Origin of the sequence: Kineococcus aurantiacus (assembly GCF_013409345.1) — a bacterium.
Taxonomy (GTDB): Bacteria; Actinomycetota; Actinomycetes; order Actinomycetales; family Kineococcaceae; genus Kineococcus; species Kineococcus aurantiacus.
This window is the reverse complement of record NZ_JACCBB010000001.1, coordinates 2122826-2135810: the sequence shown is the minus strand read 5'-3', so window position 1 is coordinate 2135810 and position 12985 is coordinate 2122826. Positions and strand designations below refer to the sequence as shown.

The 12985-nt window shown below is 75.0% G+C and carries 14 protein-coding genes; 7 read left to right on the top strand and 7 right to left on the bottom strand.

Translation table 11 applies throughout. The features are described from left to right. The first annotated feature begins 46 nt into the window (after positions 1-46). Positions 47-745: a Type 1 glutamine amidotransferase-like domain-containing protein gene (locus BJ968_RS24480; RefSeq protein WP_179751514.1), complete on the top strand. Its 699-nt coding sequence runs from the start codon at positions 47-49 to the stop codon at positions 743-745. A 39-nt stretch (positions 746-784) separates the two neighbouring features. Here BJ968_RS24480 and BJ968_RS10290 read toward each other — a convergent pair whose 3' ends face one another. After that, positions 785-1168, bottom strand: coding sequence for an ATP-binding protein (locus BJ968_RS10290; RefSeq protein ID WP_179751512.1), 384 nt, complete (start codon positions 1166-1168; stop codon positions 785-787). A 75-nt stretch (positions 1169-1243) separates the two neighbouring features. Here BJ968_RS10290 and BJ968_RS10285 point away from each other — a divergent pair, with 75 nt between their 5' ends. From BJ968_RS10285 to BJ968_RS10275, 3 genes are all read left to right on the top strand, one after another. After that, positions 1244-1621 (top strand): hypothetical protein, encoded by a 378-nt coding sequence (locus tag BJ968_RS10285; protein WP_179751511.1) that lies wholly within the window; start codon positions 1244-1246, stop codon positions 1619-1621. A gap of 17 nt (positions 1622-1638) precedes the next feature. Further along, entirely contained in the window at positions 1639-2013 is a 375-nt protein-coding gene (locus BJ968_RS10280) for a VOC family protein (RefSeq protein ID WP_218884979.1), read from the top strand. Positions 2014-2483: 470 nt separating this feature from the next. Beyond that, positions 2484-3209, top strand: coding sequence for a hypothetical protein (locus tag BJ968_RS10275; protein ID WP_179751508.1), 726 nt, complete (start codon positions 2484-2486; stop codon positions 3207-3209). 89 nt (positions 3210-3298) lie between these two features. On the opposite strand, the gene BJ968_RS10270 is transcribed toward BJ968_RS10275, so the two are convergent. Together BJ968_RS10270 and BJ968_RS10265 are read right to left on the bottom strand one after the other, a co-directional pair. Further along, complete coding sequence (locus BJ968_RS10270) at positions 3299-5317, bottom strand: alkaline phosphatase (protein ID WP_218884978.1); 2019 nt, start codon at positions 5315-5317, stop codon at positions 3299-3301. Between the two features lie 150 nt (positions 5318-5467). After that, positions 5468-5923: an Lrp/AsnC ligand binding domain-containing protein gene (locus tag BJ968_RS10265; RefSeq protein ID WP_179751506.1), complete on the bottom strand. Its 456-nt coding sequence runs from the start codon at positions 5921-5923 to the stop codon at positions 5468-5470. 102 nt (positions 5924-6025) lie between these two features. Here BJ968_RS10265 and BJ968_RS10260 point away from each other — a divergent pair, with 102 nt between their 5' ends. Further along, on the top strand, positions 6026-7690 hold the full coding sequence (locus BJ968_RS10260; RefSeq protein ID WP_179751504.1) for an alpha-keto acid decarboxylase family protein: 1665 nt from the start codon (positions 6026-6028) through the stop codon (positions 7688-7690). Positions 7691-7904: 214 nt separating this feature from the next. Here BJ968_RS10260 and BJ968_RS10255 read toward each other — a convergent pair whose 3' ends face one another. From BJ968_RS10255 to BJ968_RS10245, 3 genes are all read right to left on the bottom strand, one after another. Beyond that, complete coding sequence (locus BJ968_RS10255) at positions 7905-8843, bottom strand: DUF389 domain-containing protein (RefSeq protein ID WP_179751502.1); 939 nt, start codon at positions 8841-8843, stop codon at positions 7905-7907. A 75-nt stretch (positions 8844-8918) separates the two neighbouring features. After that, the gene (locus tag BJ968_RS10250) at positions 8919-9446 is read right to left on the bottom strand and encodes an SRPBCC domain-containing protein (RefSeq protein WP_179751500.1); all 528 of its coding nucleotides are present in this window, start codon (positions 9444-9446) and stop codon (positions 8919-8921) included. Between the two features lie 23 nt (positions 9447-9469). After that, positions 9470-10660, bottom strand: a complete 1191-nt coding sequence (locus tag BJ968_RS10245; RefSeq protein WP_179751498.1) for an MFS transporter — start codon at positions 10658-10660, stop codon at positions 9470-9472. Between the two features lie 20 nt (positions 10661-10680). On the opposite strand from BJ968_RS10245, the gene BJ968_RS10240 reads away from it, so the two are divergent. Next, complete coding sequence (locus BJ968_RS10240; protein ID WP_425491487.1) at positions 10681-11346, top strand: GntR family transcriptional regulator; 666 nt, start codon at positions 10681-10683, stop codon at positions 11344-11346. A 4-nt stretch (positions 11347-11350) separates the two neighbouring features. On the opposite strand, the gene BJ968_RS10235 is transcribed toward BJ968_RS10240, so the two are convergent. Then, complete coding sequence (locus tag BJ968_RS10235; protein WP_179751494.1) at positions 11351-11794, bottom strand: acyl-CoA thioesterase; 444 nt, start codon at positions 11792-11794, stop codon at positions 11351-11353. A gap of 161 nt (positions 11795-11955) precedes the next feature. Between BJ968_RS10235 and ppk2 the strand changes: the two genes are divergently transcribed. Continuing rightward, complete coding sequence (gene ppk2, locus BJ968_RS10230; RefSeq protein ID WP_179751492.1) at positions 11956-12858, top strand: polyphosphate kinase 2; 903 nt, start codon at positions 11956-11958, stop codon at positions 12856-12858. The last annotated feature ends 127 nt before the right edge of the window (positions 12859-12985 follow it).

Here is a 12985-nt window from a genome sequence, read left to right as displayed (position 1 = left end):
GCGGACGCGGTGGACGGGCCGGGCGCGGTCGGGCACGGTGACCACCGTGGCGGGCATCCACCTCGGCGGCGGCGGCAGCGAGGACGACGAAGCGGCCCTGTGGAACGAGGTGTTCACCCCCGGGCAGCGGGTGAGCCTGTGGCCCTTCGCCGTGCCGCCCGGCCCGGCCCGGGACCGCACCGTCCGGTGGTTCACCGGCGCCCTGCGCCCCCGCGGGCGCTTCACCGTCGACGCGTGGGGGGTGGACGGCAGCGACCGCAGCGACCGCGACACCGACCGCAGCGCTGAACGCCTGCGCCGCAGCGACGTCGTCGCCGTCCCCGGCGGGAACACCTTCGACCTGCTGCACCACCTGCAGCGGCACGACCTGCTCGGCGCCCTGGGCGCCTTCCTCGACGGCGGGGGCCGCGTGTACGGCGGCAGCGCCGGCGCGGTCCTGCTGGGGGCGGACACCGCCGTCGCCGCGACGCAGGACGCCGACCGCGTCGGTGTGCGGGACACCCGCGGCCTGGACCGCCTGGCGGGGGCGGTGGTGCGACCGCACCACGACCCCGCGCAGGACGCCGAGCTCCAGCGCTGGGCGACGACGCGCCGGCAGGTGGTCCTCGCCCTGCCCGAGCGCAGCGGTGTCGTCGTCGAGGGCACCGCGGCGCGCAACGTCGGTCCCGGGACCGTCCACGTCTTCGGCCCGGCCGGCCGGCGGGCCCGTCCCGCGGGCGCGACGTGGGACCTGCGCGAGCCCTGACGCGCGGCGGCCCGCGGGGTCGGCGGGGGCGGCGCGGGGTCAGCGGGGCAGGTCGAACCAGACCGTCTTGCCGCGCGCGGCCGGGCGGACGCCCCACGCCGAGGCGAGCGCGTCCACGATCGCCATCCCGCGGCCGTGGACGGCGCCGGCGTCGGCGTCCTGGACGGCCGGCAGCGCCGCGTTCTGGTCCTGGACCTCCACGTGCACGCGGCTCGGGTCCACCTCGACCGCCAGCTCGACGCGGCTGCGGGCGTGCTCGACGGCGTTCGTCACGAGTTCGCTGACCATCAGCACCGCCGCGTCGCACACGTCCTCGGCCACCCCGGCCCCCACGCACTGCTCCAGCACGTAGGAGCGCGCCCGGGAGGCGGCCCGCCGGCTGCGCTCCAGGCTCAGCGACGACGGCACCGATCGGGCGACCACACCCTGATGGTGACCCATCGGGCGGCGGACCGCGACGGAGGGGTCCCCCCGCTCAGGCGCCGCCCCGGTCGCTCGATGGACCGGTGTGGACGTCGAGCCCCGGACACCGGCTGCCGGCAGTGCCGGCGCGACCTCGCGCCCACCGAGCGGTGGTGCCCGCTGTGCTTCACCCCGGCCCCCGCGCCGGCCTCCGCCGGTCCCGTCGCCACCCACCGCGGCGACGACCCGCCGCCGCCCGCGCCGGTCGCCCACCGGTACTCGCGGTGGGCCGGCACCGCCGTCAGCTTCGGGCCCGTGGGCCGCCTCGTGCTGACGGCCCTGCTGCTCGCGGTGGGTCCGGGGATGCTCTGCCTCAGCCCCGTCGGCGGCTGGATCGGGGCCGCGCTGTGGACGTCGGTGATCCTGTCGTGGGCGCTGCGCGACGTCTGGCGCCGGGTGCGCGTGCACCGCTGAGGGGTCACGCTGGGGTGGTGGCGACCCTGCGGCTGACCGCGACCGTCCTCGACACCCCCGACCCGCCGGCGCTCGCGGCCTTCTACGGTCGCCTGCTGGGCTACGAGACGGTCGAGGAGAGCGGGGACTGGGTGGTGCTGCGCGACCCGGGGGGCGGGTCGGGGCTGTCCTTCCAGCGCGAGGAGCGGTACGTGCGCCCGGTGTGGCCGGCGTCCGCGGGGGAGCAGCAGGTGCAGGACCACCTGGACATCGCGGTGGACGACCTGCCGGGGGCCGTGGCGCACGCCGTGGCGGCCGGGGCGGTGGTGGAGGAGTTCCAGCCGCAGGAGACGGTGCGGGTGCTGCGCGACCCGCACGGGCACTTGTTCTGCCTGTACCTGCCGGAGGACTGAACCGCCGGTCGCGTCACGGCGGTGTCGACGAGAGGGGTCGAGGGGAGGGGTTCGCCTGGTGGCCGACCCCCCGGCCACCAGGCTGGCACCCCACGTCCCGCGAGTCCGGTGCGCCGCAGCGGGCCCCCCGGCCCATGACGCATCCCCCCCGACTCGCGGGGTCGTTCACCCGGTGACCGACCCCCCGGTCACCGAACGGGTACTGCAGTTCCTCCAGAGCCCGACGTGTCCTGGTCCCCCCGGACCCGAGCACGCCCCCCGGGCTCACCAGCGACATCGTGCGACCCCGCCGGGGCGTTACACACCCTCCAGTGTGGCCTGCGTCACACTCGGGTCGAGCCCTCGGTGATCGAGCACTTCCGTCCACGAGTGCTCGACCACCGCGATGCTCGATCACGCCGGGGTGGGGGTGGAGGCGGCACCAGCGCGGACCGGTCGACCGCGCGGACCCGCTCCGCCACGCTCGGCCCGTGACGGACTCCTCCCCGGGACCGGCGCCGTGGCGGGCGCTGACGGCGCACGGCGACGCCTGGCAGGTCCACGGCCGGTTGCGCGGCGGGGCCGCCGAGCTGCCCGGGGCGCGGTTGATGGCCAGCGGCCTGCCGCGCGCGCAGTGGAACAACGCCGACGTCGACGACCCCGACGCCGTGGACGTCGCGGCCGTCCGCGCCTGGTACCGCCACCGGGGCGTGCCGTGGGGAGTCCGGGTCCCCGCCGGGATGGTGTGGCCGCACGGCCGGTTCCTCTTCCGCAAGCGCCTGCTGCTGCTGGAGCGCGGTGACTTCCGCCCGCAGCCGCTGCCCGCCGGGCTCGACCTCGCGGCGGCCGGGCCGGGGGACCTGGGCACCGTCGTCGCCCTGGACCACGCCGTGTTCGGCGGGGACCCGGCGCTGACCGCGGCGTGGTGCGCGCCGCTGCTGGCCGCGCCCGAGGCCGACGTCGTGCTCGCCCGCCGCGACGGCGTCCCCGCCGCGACGGGGTACGTGCTCGCCTCCGAGGGCCGGGCCGGCCCCGCGGCGCTGCTCGGGGGCCTGACCGGTCACGTCCCGGCGCTGGGGACGTGGCTGCTGCGCCGGGCCTTCGCCGCCGGGGCCCGGTTCGCGCACACCCACCCCGGCGGCGACGCGGAGGCGCCGGCCCTGGCCCGGCTGGGTTTCGCCGAAGCCGCCGCGCTCGACGTCCACCTCCACGCCTGAGGCCCGGCCCCCCCCGCGCGGACGCACGTCGACCCCACGGCCCCGGTGGGAGGGGCCGTGGGGTCGACGTGCCGGCGACGCCGGACGGGTCAGCCGACGAGCGACGCGGCCTGCGCCGAGACCTCCGCCTCGGCGGTCCTGGCCGCCGAGCTCTTCAGCGAGTAGGTCGGGATCTGCAGGCCCAGGGCGGCGCAGATGGCGTGGAACACCTCGGTGTTGTCCAGCAGCTTCGCGAAGCGCTGCGCACCGGGGCCCGACGCGCCGATGAAGACGTCCTCGACGGTGTGGACGCAGTTCGTGTCCTCCAGCGGCAGGTTGCCGATCTGGACGACGGCGCCGGGGTCGCGCTCGGGGTTGGGGTACGCCTGCTCGGTGGCGGGGTCCTCCAGCGCCGGCTGCGCCAGGACGGCGTTGTGCGCGAAGTCGTCCGGGTGGTCGGGGTGGTTCGACCAGCCGAAGAACAGCTGCACGTCGGGGTTCGGGTCGTCCGGGAACCCGTCGCCGTTCGCGTCGACGTAGGTGGGGAACCCGGCGTCGGCGTACACGCCGTTCTTCTGGCGCGCGGGCGTCCCCTCCTTGGACAGGGTGTGGGTGCCGGCGATGCTCATGGCGTGGTTGTGGTCGGCGGTGATGACGATGAGGGTGTCCTCGTCGTTCTCCGCCACCCACTCCTTGGCCACGGCGATGGCCTGGTCCAGCTCGATCGTGTCGTACACGGCGCGGGGGCCGTCGAGCGGGTGCTCGGACTTGTCGATCGAGGCGCCCTCGACCATGAGGAAGAAGCCCTTGTCGTTCTTCTGCAGGACCTTCAGCGCGGCCCTGGTCATCTCCACCAGGCCGGGCTGGTCGTCGAACTCGCCGAGGACGTCGGGGTTCGGGGTGATCTCGCGGTCGATGTAGACGTTGAGGTTCCCGAGGGTGAACGTCCCGAGCAGCTTGTCGGGGGTGCCGGCGGCCATGACGGCGGCCAGTTCCGTCCGGCTCCCCGCGTACGCGAAGCCCTTGTCCTTGAACTCCTCGATGAGGTTGCGGTCGTCGGTGCGCTTGGAGCCCTCCTCCGACTGGGGCAGCAGGGTGGCGCGGCCACCGCCCATGAACACGTCGGGCATCTGACCCGGCTGGAGGGACTGGTCCATGATGTCCGCGTACTCGCTGCGGCGGCGGGTGTGCGCGAACACCGCGGCGGGGGTCGCGTCCTGGATCTCGGCGGTCGTGACGATGCCGATGGACATGCCCTTGGCGCGCTTGAGCACCTCGGCCATGGTCTCGACGCGCGGGCTCGCGGTCGGGTCCTCGGAGTTGCCCGCGTAGACGCCCATGGCGTTCACGGACGACTTGTGGCCGGTCATGTAGGCCGACATCGAGTTCGCCGAGTCGGTCGCGATGGAGTCGGCGCCCGAGGTGGTGACGTTCCCGCGGTAGTCCATGGTGTCCATCTCCAGGAGGCCGTCGTACTTGCCCTCCGTGATGCCCTTGGACAGGATGCGGGCGCCGGTGATGGCGGCCTGGCCCATGCCGTCACCGAGGAAGAAGATGACGTTCTTGGCCTTCTTGCCCTCCGCCTTGCTCAGGACGACCTCGTGGGTGACCTCCTGGGAGGCCGAACCCTTCGAGGAGGTCACCGCGGCGGCGATCGTGTAGGAACCCTCGGTGGGGTACACCAGGTCCTTGAAGGTGACCTCGACGGAGTCCGGGGCGGAACTGGTGCGGACCGGGGCCGGGCTCAGCAGCGGCGCGGGGCCGCGGCCGTCGCTGACCTTGATGACGATCTTCGTGGTCTCGGGGTCGACCCCGGTGGCCTCGACGCGCAGGTCGAACTTCGCGCCGACCTGGAACTTGGCGCGGCTGATGGGCAGCACCTTGACCTCGGTCCGGCCGCTGGCCGACAGGGCGGTGCGGCGGAAGGTCGTCGTGTAGTGGGCGTCCTTCACGTGCAGCTGGGCCGGCACGTAGGCGGGCGCGGCCGAGGCGGCGGAGGGATCGGCCAGGCCCTTGCCGAACACGACGGCGGTCGCGAGACCGCCCGTGCCGAGCAGGCCTCGACGGGTGAAGAAACCGCGACGCTCCTGCGGGTTCTCGTCGTTCGTGGTGGACTGGGTGTCGGACACCGGGGACCTCTCGTTCGGGCTGTCCGGCGACGCTGCGCCGGCTCCAAAGGCACGCACAACGTGACAGGGTTCGGGAAACCCCCGGAGAACTCGCCGGGAACGAGTGGTGCACGGTGCGTTGCGCCGGCTCACCCGCGCGGGTGGTCGCGCTCAGCGGAGCAGGTGGTCCATCCGGTAGCCCAGCAGCTCGCGCAGCACGATGGACGTCGACGTCCGGCGGATCCCGCGGCAGCGCATGATCCGCTGGGTGATGTCGTAGACGTGGTCGGCGTCGCGCGCGGCGATCTGGATCATCAGGTCGGAGTCGCCGGAGATCCCCAGGCACTCGACGACCTCGGGGATGCGCGCGATGTCCTCGACGAGGCCCGCGAACTCGTCCTGCTCGACACCCGCCGTGACCAGGGCCCGCATCGGCAGCCCCACCTTGGCCGGGTCCAGCCGCGTCGAGTTCGGCCGCAGCGCGCCGTCGGCGGCGAGCCGTTCGAGGCGGCTGTGGACCGTGCCGCGCGCCAGGCCCAGCGTGATCGCCAACTGGGCCACGGTGGCGCGCGGGTCGCCGTCCAGCGCCAGCAGGATGCGCCGGTCGGTGTCGTCCAGGGTGGTCACACCGCTCACTCTAGGGGCTCGGTGACCTCCCGGACCGGTCAGATCGATCAACGTCGGCGGCGACTCTTGTGCGTTCCGCCCGGCCCCCGTCTCATCGGTGCCATGGCTCCCACCGTGACCGTCGGCGCGTACCTGGCCCGCCGCCTCGAGCAGCTCGGCCTCACCCACCTCTTCGGCCTGCCCGGCGACTTCAACCTCGCCCTGCTCGACGAGGTGCTGGGCGGGTCGTCATTGCGCTGGGTCGGGTCGAGCAACGAGCTGAACGCCGGGTACGCCGCCGACGGTCACGCCCGGTTGCGGCGCGGGCCGGCCGCCCTCGTCACCACCTTCGGCGTCGGGGAGCTGTCCGCCGTCAACGCCCTCGCCGGCAGCTTCGCCGAGGACGTCCCCGTCGTCCACGTCGTGGGCCTGCCCCCGACGCGCGCGATGGCCGACGGCGCGCTGCTGCACCACTCCCTGGCCGACGGCGACTTCGGGCACTTCGTCCGCGTCGCCGGCGAGGTGTGCGCCACCGCGGTCGTCGTCCGCGCCCAGGGGGCGTGCACGGCGATCGACCGCGCCCTGCTGACGGCCGTCGGGTCGTCCAAACCCGTCTACCTCGGCATCCCCGCCGACGTCGCCGTCGCGCCCGTCCCGGCGGCGCCCCTGGAGCGGCCGCTGCGGGTCCTGCACACCGACCCGGCCGTCGCCGAGGACTTCCGCGCGGCGCTGGCGGAGTTCCTCGGGGACGCCCCCGAGGTGACGGTGCTGGCCGGGCCGGGGCTGCACCGCCGGCAGCTGGAGGAGCGGGTGCGGGCCATCGCCGCCCAGAACGGGGTGCGGATCGCGACGCAGTCGGCGTCGAAGGCCCTGCTCGACGAGTCGCACCCGGCGACGCTGGGCGTCTACGCGGGCCGGTTCACCCGCGACCCCGAGACCCGGCGCCGCGTCGACGAGGCCGCGCCCCTCGTGCTGGCCGGGGTCGTGGTGACCGACTTCCTCACGGGGTCGTTCACCCACGGCTTCGACCCCGACGCGGCCGTCGACCTGCACCTCGACCACGCGCGGATCGCCGGCGCCGCGTTCTACGGCCTCTACCTGGAGGAGTCGCTGCGGATCCTGGAGGAGGTCCTGGAGGTGCGGACCCCCCGCCCGGGACCGCTGCCGCGCCGGGCCGTCACCGAGGTCGTGCCGCACGTCCCCGCGCACCCCGACGGCCCGCTCACCCACGCCGACCTGTGGCCGCTGCTGCAGGACTGGCTGAACCCGGGGACCCTGCTGGTCGCCGAGGCCGGGACGTCGTTCTACGGGGCCCTGGAGGTGACCCTGCCCGACGGGTGCGACCTGCTGGGTCAGCCGGTGTGGAGCTCCATCGGCTACACCCTGCCCGCGACGCTCGGGGCGATGCTCGCCGCCCCCGGCCGCGAGACCGTGCTGGTCATCGGCGACGGGTCCGCGCAGCTGACGATCCAGGAGCTGGGGCGGCTGCTCACCCTCGGCCTGACGCCGACGGTGCTGCTGGTGAACAACTCCGGGTACACCGTCGAACGCGCCATCCGCAGCCCCGAGGCCGTCTACCAGGACGTCGTGGCGTGGGACTGGACGAAGCTGCCCGCCGCCCTCGGGGCCCCGGGGACCCCGGTGTTCCGCGCCGAGACCCCGGCGCAGCTGGTGAAGGTGCTGCACGAGGTGCGGGCCGACCCCGACCACGCGGCGTTCGTGGAACTGGTCCTGCCCCGCGACGACGCCCCCGACTCCCTCGTCCAGCTCGCCCGGTCCGTCCGCTGACCCCGCCTCCCCGCCCCCCCGCCTCCCCGTCCCCGCTGTCCCGCTCGAAGCACGCTAAGAGCCCTCAAGACGCGGGTTTGAGGGCTCTTCGTGTGCTTCGAGCGGGACACGAGGCGGGCGCGAGGAGGGGAGGGGCGCGAGGTGAGGAGGGGCGAGGTGGAAGGGGCGAGGAGGGGAGGGGCGAGGTGAGGTGGGAGGAGGGGAGGCCGAGGGGTCAGCGCCGGGGGCGGCGGACCCGGGCCCACAGGGCCTGCTGCACCCGCAGCGTCGCGACGGCGGCCAGGAGGATGCAGCACAGGTTCAGCACCAGCTGCCACAGGGCGCCGAGCGCCGTGCCGTACTGGGCGGTGACGACGCCGGCGGCGAAGTCGGCGGCGGCCGGGACGGTCGTGACGCTGATGAACACCCCCACCAGCGGTCCCGCCTTCGCCGACGTCAGCGACAGCGTCCCGGCGATCCCGGCCAGCACGGCGACGATGACGCTGAAGGCGTCCGGGGAGGCCACGAACGACGTCAGGGGCCGCCGCCCGGCGAGGAACTCCTCCGGGACGAGCCCCACCCGGTCCAGCAGGAGCACCGCGGCGGCCGTGACCGCCACGGCCAGCGGGAAACCCAGGCAGAGGGCCCGCACCGGCCCGCCCACCCGGTCCCGGCGCCGCCGGACGACGGCGACGGCGAGCGCGGCGAGCGGGCCGAACTCGGGGCCGAGCACCATGGCGCCCACGATGAGCACCTGGGAGTCGGTGAGCAGACCCACGGCGGCGATGAGGGTGGCCAGGACGAGGAAGGCGTAGAAGGCCGCCGAGCCCGTCGCGCCGCCGTCGGCGGCCCGTTCCACCTGTTCCCAGATGAGCGCGTCGTCCCCCTCGCCCGGCGCCGCGGCCTCGGCGCGTTCGACGTCGTGGCCCAGGGCGGTGTCGACGGTCTCCAGGACGATGCTGCCGGTGCGTTCCAGGTCGAGGGCCTGCAGCTCGTCGACGACGGTGTCGACCGCCTCCCGCGCCACGTCGGCGGCCACGAGGTCCCCCGCGGGGCGCAGGACGACGCCGCGGTGCAGGGTCACGTTGGTCACGCCGGGGTCGGCGTGCAGGGTCGCCAGCACGGCGTCCGTCGAGGCCGCCGGGCTGGTCACCCGCAGGTGCAGGACGCTCACCGCGTCATCCTGGCAGGGGCGTGCCCGCGGGGCGGGGACCCGCGCTCGGCCGCCCGGGGTCCGGCGCCCGCGGGGTCAGCCGGGCAGGTGGGCGGCGTAGGCGGCGCGCAGGTCGCGCAGGCGCAGGTTCGTCGCGGTGCCCCACGCGCTCCAGTCCACCGACCCGCCCACGAGCGCCACGTCGAGCTGCTCCAGGTGCAGGTGCCAGGCCGCGAGGGACATCGGCACCCACTCGTCCTCGCCCTCCAGGTCGTTCGTCAGCCGCAGCCGGGTGCGGGCGCGCAGCGCGCCGACGTCGAGGGGTTCCAGTTCCCAGCGCAGGAGGCCGTGCTCGGAGTTCGTGTGCTCCAGCAGCCGCGGCGGGTCGAGGGTGGTGATCTGCCCGGGCCACCACTCCAGGTCGCCGGGCGGCCCGGTGAGCCACTCCAGGTCGAACCGGCCGCCGGGGCGCAGGTCGGCGCGCAGGTCGGCCCACCACAGCCGGGTCAGGGCCGGGTCGGTCAGGGCCGTCCAGACCGTCGCCACCGAGTGCGGGTAGTCGCGGGCCAGCCGCAGCGTCGCCCGCCCACCGCCGTGCAGGACCGCGTCCCCCAGGAGTTCCACCCGCCCATCCTCCCCGACGCGCCTCAGCCGTGCGCGTCCCGCCGGGGGACCAGCGGCAGCGCGGCGAGCGGGGCCAGCGCGACGAGCGCGATCGCCCACCCGAACCCCACGGCCGTCACGAGGGCGCCGATCCCGGGGCCGACGGCGGAGGCGGCGACGAACTGCCCGGTGTTCTGCACCCCCAGCGCCCGCCCGGACCAGCGGGGCCCGGCGGCCTCGGCGACGGAGGTGAAGGCCAGGCCGTTGTCGGCCACGGACACCGTGGTCGCCACGACGAGGACGACCCCGGCGGGCACGGCCCAGCCGACGAGCCCGGTGGCGGCCAGCGCCAGGAGGACGGCGACACCGCTGACGGCGACCCAGCGCAGCACCCGGACGCGGCTGCCGACGCGGTCGCTGAGGACGCCGACGCCGATGCGGCCCAGCGCGCCGACGAACTGCGCGAGCCCGACGAGCAGCCCGGCCGCGGCGGCGCCCCAGCCCAGCCCGAGGGTGAGCCAGACCAGGCCGAACGTCGACAGCGTGAACTGCGGGACCACCAGCAGGACGGACACGGCGTGGACGCGCCAGAGGAACCCGTCGCGCCGGTAGGGGTTGGGGACGTCCTGCGCGGCCGCGGCGGGCGGGCGGGGCGGGTTGCGGATGCCGACGGCGCAGGCGACGGCCAGGACGGCGAGGACGACGGCGGCGACGAGCAGCGGCCCGGCGGTGCCGTGGCGGGCGGCCAGCGGCGGGACGAGGACGGCGGCGACGGCGACGCCCAGCGGCTGGGACACCTGCCGCAGCCCCATGGCCAGCCCGCGGCGCTCGCGGGGGAACCAGCCGACGACGACGCGGCCGCTGGCGGCGTTGGTGCTGGCCGCGGCGGCCCCGCCCAGGCCGAGCAGGACCCCGAGCGCCACCAGGCCGTGGGCGGGGACGGCGGCCGCGGCGAGGGCGGCGGTCAGGGCCAGGCCGCCGGCGATGACCCACCGCTCGCCGCGGCGGTCGGCCAGGGCGCCCCAGGCGACGAGGGTCAGGACCATGCCGAGGGTGGGGGCGGCGGCGAGGGTCCCGGCGCGGGCGAGGGACAGGCCGTCGCGGACGTGCAGGAGGGGGATGAGGTACACCGGCGTGCTCACGAGGAGGGTCCCGGCCGCCTGGGCGGCGATCCCGAGCGCGAGGACCCGCCACGCGCCGCGGGGCACGGGTGTCCCGGTGTAGGTTGTCGGCATACCAAATTGGTATACCACTCGTGGGGGGTTCGATGGGCGAGGCCGGCGTCTACGAGAAGCTGCGCACCGCGGTGCTCGCGCTCGACCTGCTCCCCGGCGAGCGCCTCAGCGAGCGCGGCCTGGAGGACCTGCTGGGCGCCTCCCGCACCCCCATCCGCGCCGCCCTCGTCCGCCTGGAGAACGAGGGGCTGACGGCCCGCAACGGCCGCGGCTGGCAGGTCGCGCCCATCGACCTCGCCGAGGTCCGCGCCGTGGGGGAGCACCGCGAGGTCGTCGAGTGCGGGGCCGTCGCGCTGGCCGTCGAGCGCGCGGACGAGGCCGAGCTGGAGGAGCTGCGGGCCCTGACCGGCACCGCCGCCGACGACGCGCAGACCGGCCTGCGCGACGGCGCGGACTTCCACGTCGCGCTGGCCCGCCTGTCCGGCAACGTCTTCCTCGCCGAAGCGGTCCAGGGGGCGCTGACCCGGCTGGCCCGCACGCGCTGGCTGGAGGTCCGCACGCCGCGCTCGCGCGAGCAGGCCCGCGCCGAGCACCTGGCGATCCTGGCGGCCGTCGCCGACCGCGACGCCGAGCGGGCCGTCGCCCTCGTGCGCGCCCACAGCCGCGGGACGCGGGACCGGCTGCTGGCCCAGCTCGACGCCGAGCGGCTCCGGCTCCGCGGGCGGGGCGTCGCGGTCGTCGGCTGAGCGGTCAGGCCGTCGGGGAGGTGCCCGGGACCCGGTCGCGGTCGTAGGTGATCGTCGTGTACCCGTGCGGCGCCGGCAGGCCGTCGGGGCCGAGGTTGACGAAGACGATCTGCTCGATCGTCAGGATGCTCTGCCGGGTGATCATGTTGCGGACCTCGGCGCGCATGGTCAGCGAGGTCCGGCCGAAGCGCGTGGCGCGCAGCCCCATCTCGATGAGGTCCCCCTGCTGGGCCGAGGACACGAAGTTGATCTCGGAGATGTACTTCGTGACGACCCTGCCGTTGCCGAGCTGGAGGATCGCGTAGATCGCGGCCTCCTCGTCGATCCAGCGCAGCAGGCTGCCGCCGAACAGCGTCCCGTTGGCGTTGAGGTCCTCGGGGCGCACCCACTTCCTCGTCCGGAAGTTCACCGACTCCTCGTCGGTCAGGGGCCGGGGGTCCGCGTTCATGCGCCCAGGGTAGCGCCCGCCGCGTTTTTGTCAGGACAAATGGAGCGTGGAGCTCAGCCCGGCCGGGTCCGCGGCCCCCGGCGGGACGGCCCGCCCTGTTCAGGTGATGTTCACCCGCACGTCACCCGGGCGTCCGTTCCCGACGACGGGGGAGGGGTTCCATGCCTGCCGTGCTGCTGACCCCCGACCTGGGCATGTCCGTCCGAGACGACGAGGACGACCCCGAGCTCCTCCTCGCCGACGGCCGCGTGGCCGACACCTGGCGCGAGGACTACCCGTACGACACCCGGCTCAGCCGCGCCGAGTACGAGCACGACAAGCGCCTGCTGCAGATCGAGCTGCTGAAGCTGCAGAAGTGGCTCAAGGCCAGCGGCGAGCGGCTCGTGGTCCTGTGCGAGGGGCGCGACGCGGCCGGCAAGGGCGGCACCATCAAGCGCTTCATGGAGCACCTGAACCCGCGCGGCGCGCGCGTCGTGGCGCTGGAGAAGCCCAGCGAGCGCGAGTCCACCCAGTGGTACTTCCAGCGCTACGTCCAGCACCTGCCCGCGGCCGGCGAGTTCGTCCTGTTCGACCGCTCCTGGTACAACCGGGCCGGCGTCGAGCGGGTCATGGGTTTCGCCACCCCCGAGGAGTACGACCGCTTCATCGCCCAGGTGCCCCTGTTCGAGCGGATGCTCACCGATGACGGCATCCACCTGGTCAAGTTCTGGTTCTCCGTGACCCGTGCCGAGCAGCGCACCCGGTTCCTCATCCGCCAGATCGACCCGGTCCGGCAGTGGAAGCTGTCACCCATGGACCTCGAGAGCCTGGACCGGTGGGACGACTACACCGCGGCCAAGGAGACGATGTTCGAGAAGACGGACACCGGCTTCGCGCCCTGGACGGTCGTGAAGACGAACGACAAGAAGCGCGCCCGGCTGGCCGCCATGCGGCACGTCCTGGCCCGCTTCGACTACGACGGCAAGGACGCCGGGGTCGTCGGGCAGCCCGACCCGCTCCTCGTCGTGCACGCCCGGACGATCCTGGAGACCGACCGCCGGCCCGAGACGACGGCCGGCGCCTGAGGTCGCACCCACCCGGCCCACCCCGGGAACACGGGGTGGGTCCGTGGTGTTCACGGGGGTGACACCGGCAGTTCCCGCGCCGCGGTGAACAGCCGGTGAACTCTTCCAGGGAGGCCCTCCAGCGGTC